The organism is Pseudarthrobacter sulfonivorans, from assembly GCF_031454915.1.
GTDB classification, from domain to species: Bacteria; Actinomycetota; Actinomycetes; order Actinomycetales; family Micrococcaceae; genus Arthrobacter; species Arthrobacter sulfonivorans_C.
Genome location: NZ_JAVDRS010000003.1, coordinates 73139 through 95605, shown reverse-complemented (window position 1 = coordinate 95605; position 22467 = coordinate 73139). Strand labels below are relative to the sequence as shown.

General features: G+C 66.1%; 21 protein-coding genes and 1 pseudogene. 10 read left to right on the top strand and 12 right to left on the bottom strand.

Annotation, left to right across the window (positions count from 1 at the left end; translation table 11 throughout):
• Positions 1–43: 43 nt before the first annotated feature.
• On the bottom strand, positions 44–1669 hold the full coding sequence (locus J2808_RS08350) for a PucR family transcriptional regulator (RefSeq protein ID WP_309814522.1): 1626 nt from the start codon (positions 1667–1669) through the stop codon (positions 44–46).
• A gap of 129 nt (positions 1670–1798) precedes the next feature.
• Between J2808_RS08350 and J2808_RS08345 the strand changes: the two genes are divergently transcribed.
• From J2808_RS08345 to J2808_RS08325, 5 genes are all read left to right on the top strand, one after another.
• Positions 1799–3100 carry an alpha-hydroxy acid oxidase gene (locus tag J2808_RS08345; RefSeq protein WP_309814519.1) on the top strand — a complete coding sequence of 434 codons (1302 nt, stop codon included), beginning with the start codon at positions 1799–1801 and terminating at the stop codon, positions 3098–3100.
• The gene (locus J2808_RS08340; RefSeq protein WP_309814516.1) at positions 3100–4053 is read left to right on the top strand and encodes an ABC transporter substrate-binding protein; all 954 of its coding nucleotides are present in this window, start codon (positions 3100–3102) and stop codon (positions 4051–4053) included. Before J2808_RS08345 ends, J2808_RS08340 begins: the two co-directional genes overlap by 1 nt.
• Before the next feature lie 12 nt (positions 4054–4065).
• Positions 4066–5037: an amino acid ABC transporter permease gene (locus tag J2808_RS08335; protein WP_309814514.1), complete on the top strand. Its 972-nt coding sequence runs from the start codon at positions 4066–4068 to the stop codon at positions 5035–5037.
• Entirely contained in the window at positions 5037–5801 is a 765-nt protein-coding gene (locus tag J2808_RS08330) for an amino acid ABC transporter ATP-binding protein (RefSeq protein WP_309815553.1), read from the top strand. Before J2808_RS08335 ends, J2808_RS08330 begins: the two co-directional genes overlap by 1 nt.
• Before the next feature lie 77 nt (positions 5802–5878).
• A complete protein-coding gene (locus J2808_RS08325; RefSeq protein WP_309814511.1) occupies positions 5879–6268 on the top strand; it encodes a RidA family protein in 390 nt (129 codons plus the stop codon).
• A 95-nt stretch (positions 6269–6363) separates the two neighbouring features.
• On the opposite strand, the gene J2808_RS08320 is transcribed toward J2808_RS08325, so the two are convergent.
• Positions 6364–7566 (bottom strand): NAD(P)/FAD-dependent oxidoreductase, encoded by a 1203-nt coding sequence (locus J2808_RS08320; protein WP_309814508.1) that lies wholly within the window; start codon positions 7564–7566, stop codon positions 6364–6366.
• Entirely contained in the window at positions 7559–7777 is a 219-nt protein-coding gene (locus J2808_RS08315) for a hypervirulence associated TUDOR domain-containing protein (protein ID WP_309814505.1), read from the bottom strand. The genes J2808_RS08320 and J2808_RS08315 overlap by 8 nt, the downstream gene beginning before the upstream one ends.
• Before the next feature lie 174 nt (positions 7778–7951).
• Between J2808_RS08315 and J2808_RS08310 the strand changes: the two genes are divergently transcribed.
• Both J2808_RS08310 and J2808_RS08305 read left to right on the top strand, forming a co-directional pair.
• Entirely contained in the window at positions 7952–8419 is a 468-nt protein-coding gene (locus J2808_RS08310) for an SRPBCC family protein (RefSeq protein WP_309814500.1), read from the top strand.
• A gap of 349 nt (positions 8420–8768) precedes the next feature.
• Positions 8769–9308: a hypothetical protein gene (locus tag J2808_RS08305; protein ID WP_309814497.1), complete on the top strand. Its 540-nt coding sequence runs from the start codon at positions 8769–8771 to the stop codon at positions 9306–9308.
• A 72-nt stretch (positions 9309–9380) separates the two neighbouring features.
• On the opposite strand, the gene J2808_RS08300 is transcribed toward J2808_RS08305, so the two are convergent.
• Both J2808_RS08300 and J2808_RS08295 read right to left on the bottom strand, forming a co-directional pair.
• Positions 9381–11657 (bottom strand): S9 family peptidase, encoded by a 2277-nt coding sequence (locus J2808_RS08300; protein ID WP_309814494.1) that lies wholly within the window; start codon positions 11655–11657, stop codon positions 9381–9383.
• A 369-nt stretch (positions 11658–12026) separates the two neighbouring features.
• Positions 12027–12510 (bottom strand): annotated as a pseudogene (locus tag J2808_RS08295) (DUF4383 domain-containing protein).
• 66 nt (positions 12511–12576) lie between these two features.
• On the opposite strand from J2808_RS08295, the gene J2808_RS08290 reads away from it, so the two are divergent.
• Entirely contained in the window at positions 12577–12999 is a 423-nt protein-coding gene (locus J2808_RS08290) for an Hsp20/alpha crystallin family protein (RefSeq protein ID WP_309814491.1), read from the top strand.
• 98 nt (positions 13000–13097) lie between these two features.
• Here J2808_RS08290 and J2808_RS08285 read toward each other — a convergent pair whose 3' ends face one another.
• On the bottom strand, positions 13098–14099 hold the full coding sequence (locus tag J2808_RS08285; protein WP_309814486.1) for an NAD(P)H-hydrate dehydratase: 1002 nt from the start codon (positions 14097–14099) through the stop codon (positions 13098–13100).
• Positions 14083–14859: a histidine phosphatase family protein gene (locus J2808_RS08280; protein ID WP_309814484.1), complete on the bottom strand. Its 777-nt coding sequence runs from the start codon at positions 14857–14859 to the stop codon at positions 14083–14085. Before J2808_RS08280 ends, J2808_RS08285 begins: the two co-directional genes overlap by 17 nt.
• A gap of 245 nt (positions 14860–15104) precedes the next feature.
• On the opposite strand from J2808_RS08280, the gene J2808_RS08275 reads away from it, so the two are divergent.
• Together J2808_RS08275 and J2808_RS08270 are read left to right on the top strand one after the other, a co-directional pair.
• Entirely contained in the window at positions 15105–15515 is a 411-nt protein-coding gene (locus J2808_RS08275) for a hypothetical protein (protein WP_309814481.1), read from the top strand.
• 333 nt (positions 15516–15848) lie between these two features.
• Entirely contained in the window at positions 15849–16574 is a 726-nt protein-coding gene (locus J2808_RS08270) for a GmrSD restriction endonuclease domain-containing protein (protein WP_309814480.1), read from the top strand.
• Between the two features lie 365 nt (positions 16575–16939).
• Here the strand turns inward: J2808_RS08270 and J2808_RS08265 are convergent, their stop codons facing one another.
• The 5 genes from J2808_RS08265 to J2808_RS08245 form a co-directional block, all read right to left on the bottom strand.
• A complete protein-coding gene (locus J2808_RS08265) occupies positions 16940–18043 on the bottom strand; it encodes an LCP family protein (RefSeq protein ID WP_309814477.1) in 1104 nt (367 codons plus the stop codon).
• Between the two features lie 134 nt (positions 18044–18177).
• Positions 18178–18819 carry an arsenate reductase/protein-tyrosine-phosphatase family protein gene (locus J2808_RS08260; RefSeq protein ID WP_309814475.1) on the bottom strand — a complete coding sequence of 214 codons (642 nt, stop codon included), beginning with the start codon at positions 18817–18819 and terminating at the stop codon, positions 18178–18180.
• 265 nt (positions 18820–19084) lie between these two features.
• Complete coding sequence (locus tag J2808_RS08255; RefSeq protein ID WP_309814472.1) at positions 19085–19717, bottom strand: DUF305 domain-containing protein; 633 nt, start codon at positions 19715–19717, stop codon at positions 19085–19087.
• Positions 19718–19776: 59 nt separating this feature from the next.
• Complete coding sequence (locus J2808_RS08250) at positions 19777–20238, bottom strand: hypothetical protein (RefSeq protein ID WP_309814469.1); 462 nt, start codon at positions 20236–20238, stop codon at positions 19777–19779.
• Positions 20239–20288: 50 nt separating this feature from the next.
• A complete protein-coding gene (locus J2808_RS08245; RefSeq protein WP_309814466.1) occupies positions 20289–22430 on the bottom strand; it encodes a heavy metal translocating P-type ATPase in 2142 nt (713 codons plus the stop codon).
• Positions 22431–22467 lie beyond the last annotated feature (37 nt).

Below are 22467 nucleotides of genomic sequence, written 5' to 3'. Positions count from 1 at the left end.
ACCACCGCGTTTCGACGGGCCGTGCCACCGGGTTTCGACAGGCTCAACCACCGAGGTCCATGGTGGTCAGGCGCAGCCAGAGCCAGAGCCGCTTCTGGGGGTCCTCCAGATCTAGGTCGAAGTCCTTGGCCAGGCGTGAGACCCGGTAGCGGACGGTGTTGTTGTGCACGTGGAGGCGCTCAGCCATCGCGGAGATGTTGCCGTTCGAAGCCAGATAGGCCCGCAGCGTGCCCAGATAGTCGGTCTGTTGTTGGGCGTCGTGGGCCTGGATCTTGGTGATGTCGTCGACGTCGGACAGCCCGGTTTCGGCGATGAACGCCCCGACTTTCAGGAGGTTCAGCGGGATGCGGTAGTCCTCGAATAGGCCGGCGGCGGGGGACTGCGCCCGGAGCAGGTACTGCAGTGTCTGGAGCGCTTCAGACCGGGACGCCGGCAGGTCCTCAACACGAGGGGCGATGCCACCCACAGCGGCGATCAGCGGGTAGGAACTGATGGTGTGCGCGTAAGCGCCGATTTCCTGGACCACCCGCCGGTGCGCCGCCCTTGGGCCGGTTCCTTCGCAGGGCAGCAGGGCGTAGACCACCGAGTCGATGAGGGCGCTGTGGCTGGTGTTGAACTGGATGTTGCAGACGGTGGTGACGAGGTGCAGCAGCCGCTGGATCTCCCGCACCGATTCGAGGCTCCCTGTTTCGGGACGGACGATCGAAAATGCCGCGACGGCGAGCCCGTTGGCGGCGTCGAGCCCGAGCTGGGCGGCGGCAAACGAGGCATGTTCGGGGTCGTCCATGAGCGTGCGGATCAGGTCCCCGTTCCGCCGCTCCCCGAAGTCCGAGGCCGAGCGGGCGTGGAGCATGTGGAGGCCGGCCAGGGGTGCCATCCTGTCGAGCGCGTTCAGTGCAGGCTCGCGTTTGTCTTCGCCCGGGTCGAGGATCCAGATGGAACCGAGCAGTTCACCGCCGGCCCGCACGGCGAGGGCCAGCCTGGCCATCTCCTCGTCCACTCCGGGGATCATCACCGCGCCCGCCGACGCATAGACGATCTTGAAGTCACTATCGAAGGCCGGCGGCTGGACCTCCTGCAGGGAGAGGGTTGTGACGCGGCGCAGTTCGTCGACAGGCTGGCCCGGCAGGGTGGAGTAGCCGAGCACCCGGCCGAGCGGGTCCACAATGCTGGCTGCGCCGTTGGTGAGTGACGCCGCAGCGTTGGCGAACGCATAAAGGTCCCCGAGCCGGACCCCGGAAACGGAGTCTGCGGCCGCGCCCATGACGGATGCCCTGGCCAGGGCCACCAGCCGCGTCCAGTCCAGGTTGTCGGGTGCAACCAGGACGGCCAGGCTGTGCAGGACGGCAGCGGACCGGAGCCGTTCCATGGGCGTCCCGTGGGCTTTGACGATCACGGCGGCCGCGTTGCTGTTGGAGGCCCGGTGCAGCAGCTGGTCAAAATCCGCCGAGCCGCAGGTCAGGCCGACGGCCAGGATGATCCTGTCGTCCACGCTGGTCCATTCGTCCAGGGGGTCGTACATGAGGACGTCCGAGACGGCATGGTTGAGGTTTTCGGGCGTGGGGTTGGCGTGCACCAGATCGGCCTGCATCAGCTGGATGCAGTCCGACAACCGCACCACTGCGCCGTGGAGATCGCCTTCTGTCAGGCCCTGTTCCGCACTATCCATACGTGGAAGTTATCACAAGTACTTCAGGAATCTTTTGGCGGAACTCACATATGGACGGGACGAGATCTGGGTCACTATTGAGAAAGCGAAGGACAGAGAAGTCCTGAGAACACCCCAGAGGATTAGCACATGAAATTCAGTGACATCACGGCGCTGGCATCGGTTCAAGGACCGGCCCGGACCGAATCCGAACGCCTGTCCCGGCGTTGCTACAGCGTTGAGGACATGCGGAAACTGGCCGCGAAACGCCTGCCGGGCAGCATTTTTGACTACATCGAGGGCGGCGGGGAGGACGAGGTGTCGCTGCGGCGGAACCGGTCATCCTTCGACGACTGGTCCTTCCTGCCGAAGTGGGGTTCGGTCGAAAACCTGGACCTCAGCTCAACCCTCCTCGGCGGCCCGGTGTCCATGCCCCTGACGCTGGCCCCCACCGGCGGCACGCGGCTGTTCCACCCGGCCGGTGAAAAAGCGGTGGCCCGGGCCGCCCAGCAGGCCGGCGTCCCCTACGGCCTGGCGCATTTGAGCACGACGCCGATGGAACAGGTGAGTGCCGCCGCTCCGGCAGTGCGGCGCTGGTTCAACATCGAACCGATAGGGGACAAGGTTGAGCTGCAGGCGGTCCTGGACCGGGCCGCGGCCGCGGGCTACGAAGCCCTCCTGGTCAATGTCGACTGCCGGGCCATCGGCCACCGCGAACGGGATTACCGCAACGGATTCACGGCGCCGCCGTCAATCAAGCTGAAGACCGTGGTCGAGGGGGCCCTGCACCCGCGGTGGGCGCTGGGGTTCCTGGGCAATGACGCGATCGCCTTCCCCAACCTGGACGCCGAGATCCCCGACGGCCCCCTGTCCAGCACCCCCGATATGTGGCGGACGCTGCTGGCAGGTTCCTACGAACCGACTGACTGGGATGACCTCCGGGATCTGCGGGCACGCTGGAACGGCCCCATCATCCTCAAAGGCGTGGTCAATCCGAACGACGCCGTCCTGGCCGCCGAGATCGGCATCGACGCCATCCAGGTCAGCAACCACGGCGGCCGGCAGCTCGACCACATGGCCTCGCCGCTGGACGTGCTCCCCGACATCGTGGACAGGGTGGAAGGCCGGCTCGAAATCATCGTCGACGGCGGCATCCGCCGGGGCTCGGACGTGGTCAAAGCCATCGCCCTCGGCGCCGACGGCTGTTCCATCGGCCGCCCGTACCTGTACGGCCTGGCCGCCGCCGGCCAGACCGGTGTTGCCCACGTCCTGCAGATGTTCCAGGCGGAAATGACCCGCACCATGATGCTCCTCGGCGTCTCAACCATCCAGGAGCTCCGGCTGGAAGGCCGCGACCTGATCCGGCACCGCAACGCATCCTCCACCAGCACTTCAGCTGCCCCTGACGCTCCGACCGCGCTCAAGGGCCTGGCAGAAATGAGCGCCCCGTGATGAAAACTCCTCAAGTAGCCCCGCGGACCCGGCACACAGCGCCCGCCGCGCCTGCCGCCGTCGGACGCGCCGCCGTCGTAATTTCTGCGCTGATGCTGGCCGTCACCGCCTGCGGGACGCAAGCGCCCGCGTCCACAACGACCGACGCCGGGCAGGGCACCGGTGTCCCGCCGCTGGCGGTCAACGAGGCTGCCGCGCAGCTCCTTCCGGACTCGGTCAAAGCCACAAAAGTCCTGCGCGTGGCGATCCCCACCAACGAGCCGCCCACGCAGTTCTACCGGGAAGGCACCCAGGAGATGACGGGCACCAACCCGGACGTCGCCCGCCTCATCGGCGAGGCCCTGGGCGTGAAGGTGGAGATCCAGGTGGCCAATTTCGATTCCATCATTCCCGGAATGGCCGCGGGCCGGTATGACATGACCGTCTCCTCCATGACCCCCACCACCAAGCGCATGGAGGTCCTGGATTTTGTGGACTACATGCAGATGGGCAACTCCATCGCCGTGCCCCGCGGCAACCCGCTGGGGGTCAGCAGTGAAGGGTCCCTGTGCGGCAAGAAGGTGGGCCTCCTGACCGGTTCCTACCAGCTTGCGGTCAACGTCCCCGCCGTTGATGAAAAGTGCACGGCGGCGGGCAGCGGCACCATCCAGCGCAGCGAGTTCCAGGATACGCGGCAGGCCATTTCCGCACTCACCAGCGGCCGGCTCGATGCCGTGCTGGCGGATTCCCCCATCCTGGACTTCGCCGCCACGCAGAACCCGCAGATCGAGATCGCCTCGAAGTACGACTTCACACCGGTGGGCGTTGGGATCCCCAAGGACTCCGGCATGGTCAAGGCCGTTTCCGCGGCACTTTCCGAGGTGGTCAAGAGCGACTCCTACCGCAAGGTGCTGGACAAGTACGGCCTTGAATCCAGCGCAATCACCGACGCCCGCGTCAATTTCGCCCAATAGGACGTGAACACCATGCAGCAACATTCAATCCCTGACACCAGGGCGGAAAGCCCGACGGCGGCCGCGGACTCGATCCCGGTGGTGCCGCTCCGGCACCCGGTCCGGTTAGCCATCGCCGTCGTCCTGATCTTGATTGCCTTAAGCGCCGCGTGGGATGTGGCGGTGAACCAGCGTTACCACTGGGACGTCGTGGCCTCCTACCTCTTCGCGCCGCAGATCCTCGCCGGGGCCGGGCTGACCGTCCTGCTCACCGTGGTGTCCATGACGGCCGGCATCGCCCTGGGCACCATCCTGGCGGTCATGCGGCTTTCGGCGAATCCGATCCTGAGCACCATCAGCAGGGGCTACATCTGGTTCTTCCGCGGCACGCCCCTGCTGGTCCAGCTGATCTTTTGGTACAACATCGCCGCCCTGTACCCGGTGATCGCGTTCGGCCTGCCGTTCGGCGGCCCGTCCCTTGTCCTCGGCTCGGCGAACGTCCTCATCTCCCCGCTGGCCGCCGCGTTGCTCGGGTTGGCGCTGAACGAGGCCGCCTACATGGCCGAGATTATACGCGGCGGCATCGGATCCGTGGACAAGGGCCAGTACGACGCCGCCCGGGCCCTGGGAATGGACGGCGGAAAGCTGATGCGCCGCGTCATCCTGCCCCAGGCCATGCGCGTTGTCCTTCCGCCCACCGGCAACCAGGTCATCTCCATGCTCAAAGGCACGTCCCTGGTCAGTGTGCTGGCGATCTCGGACCTGCTGTACTCGGCCCAGATCATCTACGCCACCAACTACCAGACCATCCCGCTGCTCATCGTCGCCAGCCTCTGGTACCTGCTGATGACCACCATCCTGAGCTTCTTCCAGACCAAACTCGAACGGCGGTACGGCCGCGGCTTCGATGCAGCGCCGCGGCGGCCCCGCCAGCCCAAGAACCAGCCAAAGACCGCCCAGCACGCCGCCCAGGCAGCCGCCCAGACACAGACAAGGACAGCATGATGAACACCGCCATGGTGGAAGCCCAGGGGGTCCGGAAGAGCTTCGGCTCAACGGAGATCCTGAAAGGCATTGATCTGAGGATCGAACGCGGGTCCGTGACCTGCCTGATCGGACCGTCGGGCTCCGGAAAAACCACCTTCCTCCGGTGCATCAACCACCTGGAAAAGGTCGACGCCGGACGGCTGTACGTGGACGAGCACCTCGTCGGATACACGGAGCGCAACGGACGGCTCTACGAGATGAAGGAGCGCCAGACCGCCCGCTCACGCCTGAACGCCGGCATGGTCTTCCAGCGGTTCAACCTCTTCCCGCACATGACCGTGCTGGAGAACATCGTGGAAGCGCCCGTCCATGTGCTCGGCCGCCCCCGGAATGAGGTCGCCGCCGAAGCCCAGACGCTGCTGGACCGCGTGGGCCTCGGCGACCGCGGCCACTCCTACCCCCAGGAACTCTCCGGCGGCCAGCAGCAGCGGATCGCCATCGCCCGGGCGCTGGCCATGAAACCCAAGCTCATGCTGTTCGACGAACCCACTTCCGCGCTTGATCCGGAGCTCGTGGGCGAAGTCCTTGACGTCATGAAGTCCCTGGCCGAGGCCGGGATGACCATGGTGGTGGTCACCCACGAACTTGGCTTCGCCCGCCAGGTCAGCGACCAGGTGGTCTTTATGGACCAGGGCGTCGTGGTGGAAAGCGGGCCCCCTGAGCAGGTCCTTGGCTCCCCGCAGCACGAACGCACCCAGGCCTTCCTCTCCAAGGTCCTCTAGGAACATCACCCCAACCGGCCGGGCCCTGCGCCCGGCCACCGGGCGCTACGCCCGGCCAGCTGAAAGGAAACAGCACCATGCTTCGACAGCAGGTCACCACAGAACTCGCACCCGTGCCCGCGGGCCCCTACTCCCAGGCCATCGCCGCCAACGGGTTCCTCTATACCGCCGGGCAGACACCCCACCACCCCGTCACCGACGAAACGGTCGGCGCCACCATCGAGGAGCAGACCGTTCAGGCCATGGAGAACCTGGCCGCGGTCCTGGCGGCGCACGGCCTGGACTTTTCCCACGTCGTCAAGACCACCGTCCACCTGCACCACCCAGGCCGGGATTTCGCAGGCTTCAACGCCACCTACGAACGCTTCGTCGAAAGCCCGTACCCGGCACGAACCACCGTCGGCTCGTTCCTGGGCGATTTCCTGGTGGAGATCGACGCCGTCGCAGCCATTCCCGAAAGGGCGTGACGCCGGCGTAGGCCAGGCCCGAACCCCATCGATTGCTCCGTAACCGCCGTTTTGAGGGTCCAAAACGGCGGTTACGGAGCAATCGATGGGGAAACCTAAGCCCGGCCCTTGAGGATCAGGTTCCAGTAGACCTGCGGGAAAACGTCGCGGTCCACCACCCAGGACGCACGGCTTTCTTTCCACGTGGGGACCTTGGGGATGGTCGGCATGGGCCGGTAGCCGGCGTCGAACTCGGCGAACACCACGGTTGAGCGGGAGACGGTGAACGGGCACACCGCGTAGCCGTTGTACTTCTCAGTCGGCGCCGCCCCTTTCCGCGCAGCAACGAGGTTCTTGGCCAGCACCTTGGTCTGCTTGCGCAGAGCGCCGCCGCACTTGGAATTGGTGGTTGCGGCGGCGTCGCCCAGGGACCAGACGTTGGGGTAGCGCGTGTGCCGGAGGGTTTCCGGATCGACCTCGACGAACCCGCCGTCATTTCCGGCCGCCGGCAGGTCCGTGGCCTTGAGCCAGTCCGGTGCCGACTGCGGCGGCACGGCGTTGAGGACGTCGTAGCGGAGTTCCTCGGTGGTGCCGTCGGTGTTGTTGCGGATCAGGACGGTCTGCGCGGTGGGGTCAACGGCTGCCAGTTCACTGTCGAGGCGCAGTTCGATGCCATATTCGGCGATCTTCCGGTTGAGTTCCTCGTCCACGCCGGGGACGCCATAGACCGTGGGATAGGGCTGGACCATGACCACCCGGATGTCGTCGAGGAGCCCGTGTTCCTTCCAGTAGTCGCACGCCAGGTACATGGGTTTCTGGGCGGCACCGGCGCATTTGGCCGGTCCGGACGGCATGGTGAACACCGCGGTGCCGGACTTCAGGCTGCTGAGCAGGGTCCAGGCTTTGGGGGCCAGCGCGAACTCGTAGTGCGAGGCGCCGAAGGGCGAATGGACCGCGGCCTCAAGGCCCGGGATCTTGTCCCAGTCCAGCTGCAGCCCCGGGCAGACCACAAGGTGGCCGTAGGTGATCTGCTCGCCGGAGTCCAGCGTGACCGTGTTGGCTGCGGCATTGATCACCAACGCGCCGTCCCGGATCCACTCCACTCCCGGCGGAGTGACGGAGGCCTGCGAACGGATGGCCTCCGCCGCCTTGGCCTTGCCTCCGGCGATGTGCGAGAACAGTGGCTGGTACAGGTGGTGGTCTTTGGGTTCGACGACGGCGATGTCCGGGACGCCGTATCGGTGCAGCCGTGCCGCCAGGGAAATTCCGGCGTTGCCGCCGCCGATGATCAGAACCTCGTGATGTGTGGTGTCAGGCATGGCCCTGGCCCTTCTCGGTCAGTGCCGACGCTTTATGGGCTGCGCGGGCACCGGTCTTGGCGGATTCCACAACGTACTGGGGTTCATCTTCGCTTGCCCTGTGGGTGTTCCCCTCCAGTTCGAAGTCGCTGGTCTTTTTCTCAACGATCTTGCCGTGCGTGGGTCCCTGGGGCGTGTTCCATTCCACGGAGGTTCCCTTGCGTAGCGACATGTCTGCTCCTTTGGCCGGGCGGGGAAACAAGCTGCAACCAATAGTAAGCACGGTTACTATCGTGGGTCACCGGTTCGGACCGTTGACTCCGCGGGCGGTCCCGAGCACACTGGCGCGTGAGCCTACCTGCCGGCCGAACCGTGCCGTCACCAGGCGTTCCCGAGGAGTAATCCCATGGCCGTTATTGAGGAAAGCGTCTTCATCTCCCGCCCGCGCCAGGAGGTCTTCGATTTTCTGATTACCACCTCGAACATCCCCGTTTGGGATTCGTCAGTCATCCAGGCAGAGCAGCTTGGGGACGGCCCCGTTGAAGTCGGCACCCGGTTCAAAGGCACCAGCAAGATCATGGGCCGGCGGTTCGACTGGGTCACCGAGAACACCGAGTTCGATCCGCCGGCCAAAACCGTGATCCGGACCGCCGAAGGGCCCTTTGTCTTCGCCATTTCCTACAGCCTGGAACCGCAGGGTGACGGGACGCAGCTGACGTACCGCATCGACGCGGATTCAGGCCTCGGCGGTGTGTTCGGCAAGCTGGCCGATACCTTCGTGCAGAAGGCCCACGCCAGGACGGTCCGGGCCAACCTTGAGACCCTCGCCGACTTGCTGGCCGAGCATCCCGATCATGGCGTGAGCGGTACCTAAGGCTCCGGCCCTTACGCTTCCAGCCGGGACTGGACCCCAGAGAGGGGGGACGCTCTCACGGTCGCTGCCGTACTCGTCGATTTCGTCCCAAAGTTCCGCCAGTTGCTCCATCCCGTCGGCGCTCAACGGACAGTCCACGGTCACCACCAGCTGGCTGGCCAGCGCATGAGTGGCGGGGCGGGGTCCAAGGGGCGGAAGCGAGTACCGGGTAGTCCGCCTCCCGCGAAGTCTCCGCTGATCGGGTACACGCCACTCGTTTCATGGCCCGCAGTCCTTTCTATGCTCGGCCTACCGGCCGCGACGACCCGCGTGCCGGCTCGAGCTAACTAGAAGGGGCGTTAAGCTCACTATGAAAACAAAATCATTGAGGGTGGCGGCCGTATCGGCTGCTTTCGTGGGAATCATGGCCTTGGCATCGCCGGCGGTGGCGTCCGTGACGTTTGACCCGGCTACAGGTACGGGGTTCGTTGGCAAGGGCGACGTGCAATTGGTATTTGACTGGAACAACAAGGCGCTACAGGACAACGCCACCAAGGTGGACTTCCGCGTCAACTCCGTCAGCGAGACGTCCTGGACGTGCACAAAGATCGTCGTGCAAGGCAATGACGAAATCCGGGAGATTGTCCAGCAGCGCAGCACAACAAGCACCGTCCAGGGCCTGGTAACCACCGTCGCGCGTGAAAACTCCAAGGGTAAGGACGGTCCCGTGACCGGCTTCAAGCTCACGGGCTATGAAGGAACACCGGTTTTGGCCACGGACGGCCCCGAGGTTGGCTCATGCCCGGCTAATCCCAGCGGGTTCGTCTACGACAACAACGCGGCGACGATCGAATCCGGCGGTGGCCTTCAGGTTACCCGCGACGGGACGAACTGGTACGGCATCGGATAGGTTCCGGCATGGCGGGCGGGGCAGCGGACACTCGACGCTGCCCCGCCTTTGGCCTCTCAACCCTCCGGGTGGTTACTTCAGGCCAGCCCCCGGAAGGAGCTCAACCGCGCCCAGGGAATCGGCGATGAACGCGTAGTCCCACGCCCGCTCACGCCACTGGACATACCGGCCGGACGCGCCGCCATGGCCGCCGTCCATTTCGATCTTCATGACGATCGGCTCCGCACCCGTTGTCGCGGACCGCAAGGCCTGCACCCACTTGGCCGGCTCCACGTAGAGCACGCGGGTGTCATTGAAGGAGGTCACCGCGGCGATCCTCGGGTAGGCCACGGAATGCACGTTTTCGTAGGGTGTATAGGACTTCATGTACGCGTACACCTCGGGGTCCGTGATGGGGTTGCCCCATTCCTCCCACTCCAGCGCGGACAGCGGAAGCTCCGGATCCAGGATGCTCGTCAGCGGGTCCACGAACGGCACCTGAGCCACTATGGCGGCGTACTTTTCCGGCGCCAGGTTGGCCACAGCGCCCATCAGCAGCCCGCCCGCAGAGCCACCCAGCGCGGCAATCCGGGACGGATCAACCCACCCGGACCCCGCCAGCCAGTCGGTGGCGTCCACAAAATCGGTGAAGGTGTTCTTCTTGGCAAGCTTCTTGCCGTCCTCGTACCAGTGCCGGCCCAGCTCGCCGCCGCCGCGGATATGCGCAATCACAAACACCACGCCGCGGTCCAGCAGGGACAGCCGCGCGATGCCGAAACCGGGGTCCATGCTCAGCTCATAGGAGCCGTACCCGTAGACCAGGCCAGCCGCCGTCAAATCCTGCTTGATGCTCTTGTGCCGCAGGACGGACAGGGGGATCCGCGTGCCGTCAGCGGCGACGGCCCATTCGCGGGTGGCCACGTAGTCGGCCGCGGAGTAGCCGCCGAGCACGGGGCTTTCCTTGCGGAGCAGCAGCTCACCGGCAGGCTGCGCCGGGGTGGGCAGGACAAAGTCGTAGACGCGCGACGGCGTGAAGTAGGACGTGTAGCCCAGCCGGATCACCGGTGCCTCGTAGTCCGAACCGCCCACGCCGGCCGTGTACAGTTCCTCGTCGAACGCGGGCTCCACCGGTGCCTCCTGTGCCGGCGTTCCCAGCCCCGTTAGCCCCATCACCTGGACGCGTTCGATCGTGTCCTTCCGGATGGACACAATGAGGTGCGTGGAGGTGACGCCGGCACCGTTGACGCGGACGTCGTCGGAATGCTCGACGACGGTGCTCCAGTGCTGCTCGGCGAGCGGCTTGGTGAGCTCGGCCGGGTCAACGAGGGAGACCATGGAGTTCACGGCGTTCCGGTTGTGCGTGATGACGATCCGCTCGGACTTTTCGCCGTCGGGGCCTTCCAGCAGGAACGGCTCTGCCTCGTAGAGCACGCGCTCGTTGCGGGAAATCACGGTGGTGAGTGCCGCCGTCGGGTCATCGAAGCGGAGCAGCCGCGTTTCGCTGTACTCGGAGCAGCCGATGCCCAGCACGAGGTGGCGCCGGTCAGAGGAGAGCTCAAAGCCCAGCCACATGGCGGCGTCGTCCTCCTGGTAGATCACCTCATCGTCGGTGACGGGCGTGCCCAGGACGTGCGACTTGACCTGGTAGGGCCGCCAGGAATCGTCCACCACGGTGTAGAAAATGCGGGTGCCGTCGGGGGAGAAGCTGACGCCGTAGAAGATGTTCTCGATGACGTCCGGCAGGAGTTCGCCGGTGCGCAGGTCCTTGATGTGCAGGGTGAAGCGTTCGTCGCCGGCGTTGTCCACGGCGTAGGCGTAGAGGTTGCCGTCCACGGTCACGGCCGAGCCGCCCACGGAGAAGAACGGCTTGCCCTCTGCTTCGACGTTGCCGTCCAACAGGACTTCCTCGCCCGGGATTTCGACGCCGGCCTCCACAGCGGGGGGAGTCCAGTCAGCCACAGGGTTGCCGGTGTCCTGGGCGCGGACCCGGCACTGGATGCCGTACTCCTTGCCCTCCACGGAGCGGCTGAAGTACCACCAGCCGTCCTTGCGGTTCGGGACAGACAGGTCTGTCTCCTGCGTGCGGCCCTTGATTTCCTGGAAGATGGCCTCACGCAGCGGCTCCTGATGCCCCGTTACCTCCTCCTGGTAGGCGTTCTCGGCCTTCAGGTGGTCCACTACCTCGGCGGATTCCTTCTCGCGCAGCCACTCGTAGTTGTCCACGAAGGTGTCGCCGTGGTGGGTCCGCTCGTGCCGGACCTTCTTGGCCACCGGCGGCCGGAGACTATCGGCGCTAGCGGCGGCGGTGGGAATGGCGGCGGCGGAATCGGGGGAGGAGCTGGCGGAATCCTGCAGCGGAGTCTGGGTCATTCCTTCAATATATAGACCCGCACGGACAAAGGGCCCGCCCGTTCGCTACCGGGGTAGCGGCCTCTCCTCCCACGGACGCTCCCTCGCTTAACGCGGGCTTTCCGGAATCCTCTCCCAGTTCCTGGGGCCGCGGCAATGGCAAGGTGACGAGCGCCGGACAAGTTACTGGTCAGGAACCCTTGAACGGTCCTCCCGGCGGTGCTAAAACGGCATTACCGGGAGGATCCGGACGCGTTCTTTTTCATCTGCCTCTTGAGGGCGGTTAGCCGTTTCGGCACGTCACAGCGCCAGATAGCGCATCGGCAGTTTGCGGGTGACCCTCCCGATAAGGTGGCCCTCGGCATCGCCGGGGGCCATCCCTTTGCGCTGCTAGCGCCTCGTGTCGCGGCCTGTGGCACGGGCCGGCGCCGTTTCCCTCGAGAGAAGGATGGCCAGCCCGATCATAGCGAGGGCCAGGACCAGATGCAGCCAGTTGTCAGCGGTGTTTACCGGAACAAAGTTGGCCGGGGTGTCATGGCCGATCAGCAGTCCGTACAGCCACAGGACCAGATAGACCACGCCCCCGTAGAGGAGGTACTGCTTCGCCTGACCGTGGGTGCGGGACAGCGCGATGCCGGCCACGCCGAAGAGCAGATGGACGATGTTGTGCAGGATGGATACCTGGAAGATTCCCAGGAGGAGGGCTTCCGAGCCGTGCCCGGCGAAGCCCAGACTCATAGTTGGTGGTGACGCCGGGAATGAAGCCCAGAACGCCGACCAGAAGGAAAGCGGCTCCCACCGCTAGGGCTGCCTTCTGGAGATTGGTCTGGCCCTTGCGGCTTGCGCCAGATTCCCCTGCAGTGCTATAAAAAATCTGTATCAGCCAATATAGATCTGCTGATATGGGTGTGTTGAACCATCTTTCACGAGGAGGAAAGTCATGTTGATGCGAACCGATCCGTTCCGCGAACTGGACAGGCTGGCCCAGCAGGTTCTCGGAACCACCGCCCATCCTGCGGCGATGCCGATGGATGCGTGGCGGGAGGACCAGGAATTCGTAGTGGCTTTTGATTTGCCCGGAGTCAGCCTCGATTCAGTTGACCTCGATGTGGAGCGGAACGTTCTGACGGTAAAGGCCCAGCGCCCGGAGCCGGCAGGTAAGGACATTGAGCTGATCGCCTCCGAGCGTCCGCGCGGAACCTTCAGCCGCCAGCTGATCCTCGGGGACACGTTGGATGCGGACAACGTCCAGGCAGTGTACGACGGCGGTGTCCTCACGTTGCGGATACCGGTCGCCGAGAAGGCCAAGCCTCGCAAGATCGAGATTGAAACCAGGGAGGCGCAACACCGGATTTCCGCCTAGCGTAAGCAGATGACCCCCGGCGCGGCCGGGGGTCATTTTTTACCGGAGAAGGCCCCGTATCCGAAAGTCCTGCCCGCGTGCCCGGCGAAAAGCCAGGATCACGTGGCCAGCTCCAGCATGAGGGCCGGCAATTCGTCCGCCAGTTCGCGTGCCAGAAATCCCAGCGGGCCCAGCCTGCTGGCGAGCCTGTCGGCGGCGGCTGCGTGGAGGTGCGTTCCCCAGCATGCGGCCTGGGCGTCGCTGGCTCCCCGTGCGCGGAGCCCGGCAATGGCGCCGGCCAGGATATCCCCGCTGCCGGAGGTGCCCAGTCCACCGAAACCGGTGGTGATTTCCCAGAGTTCGGGACCCTCCGGAGCCTCCCCATCCGGCGGGCGCGCAATAAAGCCCTGGCAGCTGACCACCGCCTGGTACTGCCCGGCGATGGCGGCCACAGCCGATTCCAGCTGGTCCACCTCCCGGCCCAGGAGGATCTTCGCCTCGTGCGGATTGGGGGTGAGGATCAGCCGCCCCTTCCACGGTTCCAACGCATCGCCGAGCCTGGGCAGGCAACCCAGCGCGTAGGCGTCCAGAATGATGGTGGCACCGCCGGTTCCGGATCCCCCGCCGGTGCTGCCGCCGTCGGAATCCCCTTCCAGCAGTGTCCGGAGCAGCACTTCGGTACCGTCCATATCATCAAGTCCCGGACCAATCAGGACCGCGTCGGCGCTTTCAAGTTCTGCATAGATCGGCTCCAGTCCAAAGCCACGCACGGAGCCGTCCTTGGTTTCTGGAATTCCTGTCACGCCGGCTTCCGGGAGGGTGACGGCCAATTGCATTGCGACAGATTCGGCGACGGCCATGGTGAGCCGGCCGGCGCCGGCACGGAGCGCTGCGGTGCCGGCAAGCAGAGCCGCCCCTGGCGTTGCCCGGGCACCGCCGATCACCATCACCGACCCACGGGAGTACTTGTCCTCACCGGCGGACGGCAGCGGCCAGCCCCGCAGCAGGGACGGCGTGACAGGCGTCGCGAGGGAGCCGTCCGCCGACTGTCCGCCAGAGCCAGTCCTGCCAGACCCGGTCCCACCACGCGCCGGCCTGCGGCCGTTACCGCGGGTGGACATTGGCATCCCCTGCGTGTTCGGTGACTTCGACGCCCTGGGCGGTGAGGTGGTCCGCCACGTTGAAACTTTCCAATGTCCAGGGCCCCTGTCCTTCCGGGCGCACATAGCGGGTGATGGACGCGTTCAGGACCGACGTGCTGGCGGCCAGGTCCAGGATTTCCGCTTCGGTCATCCCTTCCAGGACGTACCGGGCCAGCAGGATCAGGGCGTCGTGGCACACCAGCATCACGCGGTGGCCACTGCCCAGGCTGTTCAGTTCGCTGAGCACGGAGCGCAGCCGCAGCACCACGTCCGCCCAGGACTCACCGCCCGGCGGCCGGTAGTAGAACTTGCCGAGCCACAGCCGGCGTTCGGCCTCGTCCGGGTGCCGGCGGTCCACGCCCTGGCGGGTGAGCATGTCCAGGATGCCGAGTTCACGGTCGCGGAGGCGCTCGTCGGTGCGGACCTTGAGTGGCCAGCCGGCGGTTTCCACGGCGATCTCCGCCGTCTGGTACGCCCTTACATAGGGGGACGAAACCACGGCATCGGGCCTGAGCTCCTCCGTGATGGAAGCCAGGGCCCTGCCGAGGGCGAGTGCCTGGTCCTGCCCGGTGTTGGACAGAGTGACATCCGCATCCCGGGCAGGCACATCGATCACGTCGGCCCCGGCCCGGCTGGCCTCGGTGGCCGCCACGTTACCTTCACTTTCGCCGTGCCGGACCAGGATGAGCTCCACCGCTCCGGCTTCCCGCACCGCCTGCGTCAACCCGCTGTTTTCCAAGACCGATCACCCCGTCGCCGCATGCCGCCCGCCGGGTGCAGGGGCATTAATGACGGCGTACCCACTTTTAGATACGTCTAACGGCCGACGGCGGCGGGCCTGGTTCCGCAGGGCTGTCACCGCGCGCGGTACCACGCGTTAGCGCAGGTCAGTGCGGCTTTCCACAGGGAGCAGGCCGGGCTCTTGACATGGCGTCATTACCGCGCGGTAATAGGTAGCACACTTAGTAATTGGGGTCGATGACAATGAGAAACATAATCCCGAAAGGCACCCTCCGCCTGATGCTCCTGCCGCCCACTTTCGGGCTGCACATGACCCGGGCCGCCGACTTTACAGTGCTCTCCGTGGAGGTCTGGAGCACCTGCCTAGTGGTCAACATCCATGTCGAGTCCGCTGCGGGAAGTGCAATCCCCAAGATTGTCGTGGAGGATCATTGGGGCACGGCTTACCACTTCCGGGATTCCGTCAGCATGGGTACCCGAAACATCCAGGTATTCAAGCCGTCGCTACCGCCTGGCACCAGAAGCCTGACCATCCGCTCCACTGACGCCGCTGAAGCCCGTTATGTGGTGTCCTTCGCCGTCCCGGTGGTGCACGACGAAGACGAGCTGGACGTGCCGGCATACAACCCGCACCCCCTGCGCCGCCCGGCCTAGACGCTGCCCGCCGAGGTCAGCCCGCCCCACCCGGACGCTCTTCACTTATGGGGTTTTTGACCGACGCTGTCTCACTTCCTGTTGCACCGACGTCGGGCACTGATAAAGCGTTCGGGAATTTCCCGCATCAACTGTGAGGCTTCCACCTTCAGCTGCCGGACGGCCTCCGCGGCGGAGGTGACACCGGCGGTGCCTTCGAGTCGCCCGCCGAAGCATTGGCACAGGTTTGAATCAAGACCCGATCAAGAACCCGTCCCCGGCACTTTTCCGCTGTCATGCTGGTTGTCGCGTCAACCAGTGCGCATCAGAATTTCATTACCTATTGGGGGCACCATGCCGGCAGGCCGGTTCAAACACGTCTGGATTCGGGCGACTCTGCTCGTTTCATTTTTCGGCCGGGCGGCCGTGGGCAGGTCCCTTGCCGCCTCAGGCCTGGCCGCGGGACTCCTGCTCGCGGGCATCGCCGTGCCGGCGGAGGCCGCCACCTACTACTCGGCGACGCTGCGCACCGCGGCGCGGTCGCTTCCGGTCGCTGCCGAAAGCAACGCCGGGTACGACCGGACCCGCTACTTCGGCTCCTGGCTCGACACCAACCGCGACTGCCAGAACACCCGCGCCGAAGTGCTCCTCCAAGAGGCGCGTAGTGCCGCGACATACACCACCAGCCGGAGGTGCACGGTCCGTACGGGCCGCTGGCTGACCAGCTGGGACAACCGGACCCACACCTCCGCCTCTGCGGTGCAAATCGATCACACCGTCCCGGTCCACGAGGCGTGGGGTTCCGGGGCGCGCTCCTGGTCGCAGGCGCGGCGGGTGGCGTTTTACAACGATATGGGCGACTCTAGGTCCCTGAACGCCCAGACGTCGGCCCTGAACTCCGCCAAGCAGGCGAGGGGCCCGGAATCGTGGATGCCGCCCGCGAACAAGTGCGCCTACATCGGCCAGTGGATCGCCGTGAAGATCCGGTGGGGCCTGCGCGTGGACAGCGCCGAGAAGGCCGCGCTGATCCGCTACGCGGATTCGTGCCCCAACGTAAAGGTGAACGTCAACAGAGTCTGACGCCGTAGATCCGGAAACAGGGGCTGGCGTATCCTGATCACGCAAAGGCGCATCCGCCCAGCGTGAGAGGGGAAGTTCAATGACCATCCCGCCAGTGCACGAACCCGAGCCGTTCCCGCCCGAGCCGGGGCCGGATCCTTTAACGCCGGATCCCACGCATCCCGGGCATCCGGGGCCCGACAGGCCCAGCCCGGTCCCGACCCCGGAGCCGCCCGGACCGCTGCCCGTCCCGGACCCAGGGCCGGTGCCGCTCCACCCGGACCCCACGCGCAGCTGACACGGCGTTGACCCAAGATGGCCCCCGGCTCAAGCCGGGGGCCATCTGTGTCCCTGGAGACGGAAGGACCCCGCCACCGAGGCAGAGGTCAGCGCCCAGCCGCGTACTGGGGCAGCCGGCTCGCGCGCATCGCAGCGGCCATCTGGGCGATCCCGTTGTAGTCCGGGAACACCACGGACGCGCCGCCCGGCGCCGTGCCCACCCCGGCGGTGGGCAGGGTGAGCGAGACGATCCTCTTGGCGTCGATTCCGCGCATCGCGTACGCCAGGACCGCCACGCTTACGGGATCAAAGCCCTGGTCCACGGTGAGGTACTTCCCCGCGAACTTCACCAGCGCCCGCACGGAAGTGACGTCCTGGAGCACGCCGCCACTGGTCAGCCGGGCCAGGATGGCGCGGAGGAACGTCTGCTGGTTCCGGACCCGCTGGAAGTCGCCATCAACAAAGGCGTAGCGCTCGCGGACAAATTCCAGGGCCGCCTGACCGTTGAGGTGGTTGATGCCCCGGGTGAAGACGTGCTTCGTGTCGTGCGTGGACTGGAACGGCACTGTGACGTTCACCTTGATGCCGCCCAGCTCGTCGGTGAGAGCCCTGAAACCGTTGAAGTCCAGCATTAAGGTGTGGTCGATCCGGGTGCCCATCAGGGCCGCCACGGTCTTCGCCGCCAGCGGAATGCCGCCCACCGACAGGCTGTCGTTGATCTTGGAGGCACCGTAGCCGGGGATGTCCACGTACAGGTCCCGCATGATGGAGACCACGTGCACGCTCCGCCGGTCTGCGGGGACATGGACCAGCATCAGGGTGTCAGCGCGGTGATCCTGGTACTCGCCTTTGGCTTTGGTGGTGGCCGCCTGTTTCCTGGCGTTGGCGCGGCTGTCGCTGCCGATCACCAGGATGTTCATGGGCCCGGCGCGGAGTTTCGCTATGGGTTCCGGCGGCGGGGGAGCCGGGGGCGTCGTCTTTGACGGGGCCGGGGTGGCGGTCTCGGCTGCTACCGGCTCCGGGGCTGCAACTTCCACAGCCGGGCGGCTGAAGACGAGGGCGGAGATGGCCACCACGGCCACCAGCACCAGCGACAGCACGGCCGCGGTGACGCGCCGCCGCTTCTGCCCGGCAGGCGCAGGAGTTTCGGGGCCAGGAGTGCCTGGAGTGCCGGGGCCGATCGGATCAGGACCGCTTGGGGTGCTCACCATGACTTAGTGTCCGCCCCCGGAGCCGGTTCCCGCCATGGGTAGGTATGTGTCGTTTTCCTAACGCTTGAACAGGGAAGATACCGCCGCCAGGGGTCAGCGCGGGGGCAGTGGGCGTACGACGCCGGCGCGCCGGGTTAAGCGGGAACATTCAGGCGTGCGTGGCGCAGCACGGAGACGATCGCCGGGGCCAGTTCGTCTTCCATCTGGCGGTAGACCTCGGGCCCGCGGCGGTAGGGGTCGATGATGTCGTTCTCGGCGGAGTCCGCAGGCAGGGACAGGTGCCGGACGGCTGCCGCACGGGCGGGCAGCCCACGCCAGAAGGCGGTGTTGGCACTCAGGGGAGAGCCGCCGTCGGCCGTTCCCGGATGGTGCGCGGTGCCGTCGGCGCGGTCGTCCAAAATATCGAGCATCCGGGCGAATTCGCGGATGGTGAAGGTGCGTTTGAGCAGGGAGGCGTCCAGCTGGAGCACTTCGCCGCGGTGCCCGGAGGTCATGGTGAGCACCAGGTCCACGCCGCGGAGGATCTTGCTGGTGAGCTGCCGGGAGACGAAACGGTCCGGGTTTCCGCCGAAGGTGCGCACGATGTCCCCGGACAGCGGCTGCATGGGGTCGCCCACCATGGCCCGTGTTCCGGCGCTGGTCACCACAAATCCGCCCGGCATCACCTGGTCCAGTCCCGCCTGCAGGAGCCGTTCGGCAACGGGGGAGCGGCAGATGTTGCCGGTGCAGACGGTCAGGATTCGCACGGGTGCAGGGGCAGGTGCGGGGGATTCCACGGAAGTTCTCTTTCCAGCCGGGGCGCCGGACCGGGTACGGCCGGACGTATCTTTCAACTTAACACGCCCGCGCCTCAGGCTCTCCCCACACCCCGACGCTCTCCCACTTGATGTGGGTTTTTCCCGGACGCTCGTTACCTTTTGAACTGCTCCCCGGAAGTTGGACTGAGAAATTCAGTTTCGACTTTCGGGGAGCAGTTCACCCCACATCCTGCACCAGAAAAGGGGCTACGAAAAAGGTAACGAGCGTCCTAGGGGGTGGGGGTCAGAGGCCGGCGAGCAGCGACTTCATCTCCACGATTTCCGCTGCCTGCGAAGTGACGATGGCCCGGCAGAGGTCAGTGGCTTCGGGGTACTTGCCCGCCGAGATCTCCTGCTTTGCCATGGTGATGGCGCCTTCATGGTGGCCGATCATCTGGGTGAGGAAAAGCCGGACAGCGTCCGTTCCGGCGGCGGACTTGAGCCTTTCGATGCCCTCCGCATCCACCATGCCGCCCATCGAGTGGCCGGGCATGGTAGTGCCGTCCATCATTCCCGTGGGCTGGTTCCATGCCTTCAGCCAACCTGTCATTTGTTCGATCTCGGGCGCCTGGGCCGCCTTGATCCGGGTGGCTAGGGTGGTGACGTCGGCCGGGATGTCCGACTTTGCCAGCATGATGTCGCTCATCTCCACCGCCTGGGCATGGTGCGGGATCATCATCCGGGCGAACATGATGTCCGCCTGGTTATGGTCGGCGTTGGCGTCCGGCATCATGCTGGACACGGGGCCGGAGCTGCCGTGGGGCATGCCCGGCATGGTGTTCCCGCCGACGGGGGTGGAATTGGTTGCGCAGCCGGCCAGGCCCAGGGAGGCCGCCAGGGCAGCAGTGATCATGGTGGTGCGAATCTTGGTGTTCATGGAAAGTGTCCTTCAAACGTGGGGGGAACTGCTGTGGGTGGGCATGGTGCAGTTCCGGGTTACGTCCGGCTGATGGACAAGTCGCCGGGTGTTGGGCTCGGGGGAGTGTAGGCATAGGCCACGGCGGGGCCGCCGCGGGCTGCGGGTGCGTGGAACGCGGCACCGGTTTGATGCGGCGGGAAGAGTGCCAGTGTCCCCGCCTGGGCGGAGGGTATGCAGGATGTTCCGGCCTCCTGCATACTCTGGCACGAGCCTTCGCAGGACGTGGCGCCGGCGGGGGGCGCGGCCGGGCTAGGCTGCTCCTGATGATCTGCGGGGCCATGCTCAGCGTGCACTGCCCCCTTTTGCGCACCAGACGCATGCACCCCAGACGCATGCACCGCTGCAGTATGGGTTCCGTGGGCAGCATGGTTGCCGGTCATAACGTGCATGCCGAAGATGCCGGCGATGATTGCCAACACGGCCGCTGCCAGGCCGGCGCGCAGGAGGGTACCGGCCACCGCGCGTGCCGTTGCTGCCATGATGGTGCCTCTTCTCATCGTGCCTGGAATCATCCCGGCCTTACAGTGGGTCAACGTTCCTCTGTGGGGTTGAGTTTCATTCGCCGCAGCAGCTGGGCATTGAGCGCCACCACGATGGTGGAGGCGGACATCAGCACCGCGCCCGCAGCGGGGGACAGCACTACGCCGGCGAAGGCCAGGACGCCCGCTGCAACCGGCACGGCCAAGACGTTGTAGCCGGCGGCCCACACCAGGTTCTGCCACATTTTCCGGTAACTGGCACGGGAGAGATCCACCATGGACAGGACCGCCCGCGGGTCGTTCCCGGCCAGGACCACGCCCGCCGATTCCAAGGCAACGTCGGTTCCGGCGCCGATGGCGATTCCCACCTCGGCCCGGGCGAGCGCCGGGGAGTCGTTGACGCCGTCACCCACCATCGCCACTTTCAGGCCGCGGGCCTGGAGCTCAGCCACCTTCTTGTCCTTGTCCGCGGGCAGGACCTCGGCGAACACCTCGTCGATGTGCAGGTCCGCCGCCACAGCCTGGGCCACCTGCAGCGCATCGCCGGTGATCATGGCAACCCTGACGCCGCGGTTCTGCAGGGACGCGACGGCCTGCCGCGACTCGGTCCGGACGGCGTCCTCGAGACTCACGGCACCCAAGACGCGGCCGCCGTCGTCAATTACATGCAGCACAGCGGCACCCCGGTCCATCCATTCGCGGGTGGAAACTGCCAGGGAAACAGGGACGGCGACGCCGAGCTCGCGCAGGAGCGCGGGCCCGCCAACGTGCACGGTGCGTCCGTCCACGGTGGCGCGCACGCCGCGTCCAGTCAGCGAGCTGAAACCACTGGCAGCCGGCAGGGCCAGATCACGCTGGCGGGCGGCACGGACGATGGCCCGGGCCACGGGATGTTCGCTGTCGGATTCGACGGCCGCGGCCAGGGCCAGCAGGCTGTCCGGCTCGATGCCCGGCGCCACCGCCAGGTCCTTGAGGTCCGGTTCGCCGGTGGTCAGGGTGCCGGTCTTGTCGAACAGGACTACGTCGACGGTACGCATGCGTTCGAGCGCCATCCGGTTCTTGATCAGGACGCCGGCCCGGGCTGCCTGTTCCGTGGAGATGGCGATCACCAGCGGAATGGCGAGGCCCAGGGCGTGCGGGCAGGCGATCACGAGTACCGTGACGGTTCGGGTAACGGCCTCCGGGATGCTGCCCATAAGGGTCCACGCAATGAACGTGATAACGCCGGCGCCGGCGGCGAAGTAGAACAGGAACGCTGCCGCGCGGTCGGCCAGGGCCTGGGCCTTGGAGGAGGAGGCCTGGGCCTCGGCCACCAGGCGCTGGATCCCTGCAAGGGCCGTGTTTTCGCCGACGGCGGTCACCTGGACGCGGACGCTGTTATCCGTGGCAACGGTTCCTGCCACCACGGCGTCACCCACGGACCGCGGGACGGTTTTGGATTCGCCGGTGATCATGGACTCGTCGAATTCGGCCTGGCCGTCCACCACCGTGCCGTCGGCCGGCATCCGGGCCCCGGAGCGGACCAGGACAATGTCGCCTTCGCGAAGTTCAGACACCGGCACCGTCTCCGTGCCGGCGTCGGTGATGCGGTCCGCCTCATCCGGCAGCAGCGCGGCGAGGGCGTCCAGGGCGCCCTGTGCCGAGCCGAGGGCCCGCATTTCGATCCAGTGGCCCAGCAGCATGATGGCCACCAGCAAGGCCAGTTCCCACCAGAAGTCCAGATCGAAGCCGCCGATTCCCAGGCTGGTGACCCAGGACGCCGCGAACGCCACCGTGATGGCCATGGCGATCAGCAGCATCATTCCCGGCTGGCGGTTCCTCAGCTCCTGCACGCCGCCCTTAAGGAACGGCTGGCCACCGTAGAGGAAGATGACGGTTCCCAACACGGGCGGGATCCAGACCGAACCGGGAAACATCGGCGGCATATAGCCGAGCAGGTGCCCCACCATAGGGCTGAAGTAGACCACCGGAACCGAGAGGGCAAGCGTCAGCCAGAACCGGTTCTTGAACATGGCCGTGCTGTGGCCGGCGTGCTGGCCAGCAGTGTGGACCGCGTGGTCATCGTCGGGGTGGCTCGGTGCGTGGTGGTTTTGTGTGCTCTGGCCGGAGCCGTGGCTCGCGCCGTTATGGCCCCGCACGCCGACTCCGCCCGGCTGGTGGTGGTTGTGGTTTTGGTGCCCGGTCTCAGGCATGTCAGGTTTCTTCCTTCGCGACGAACGGATGAGCGCT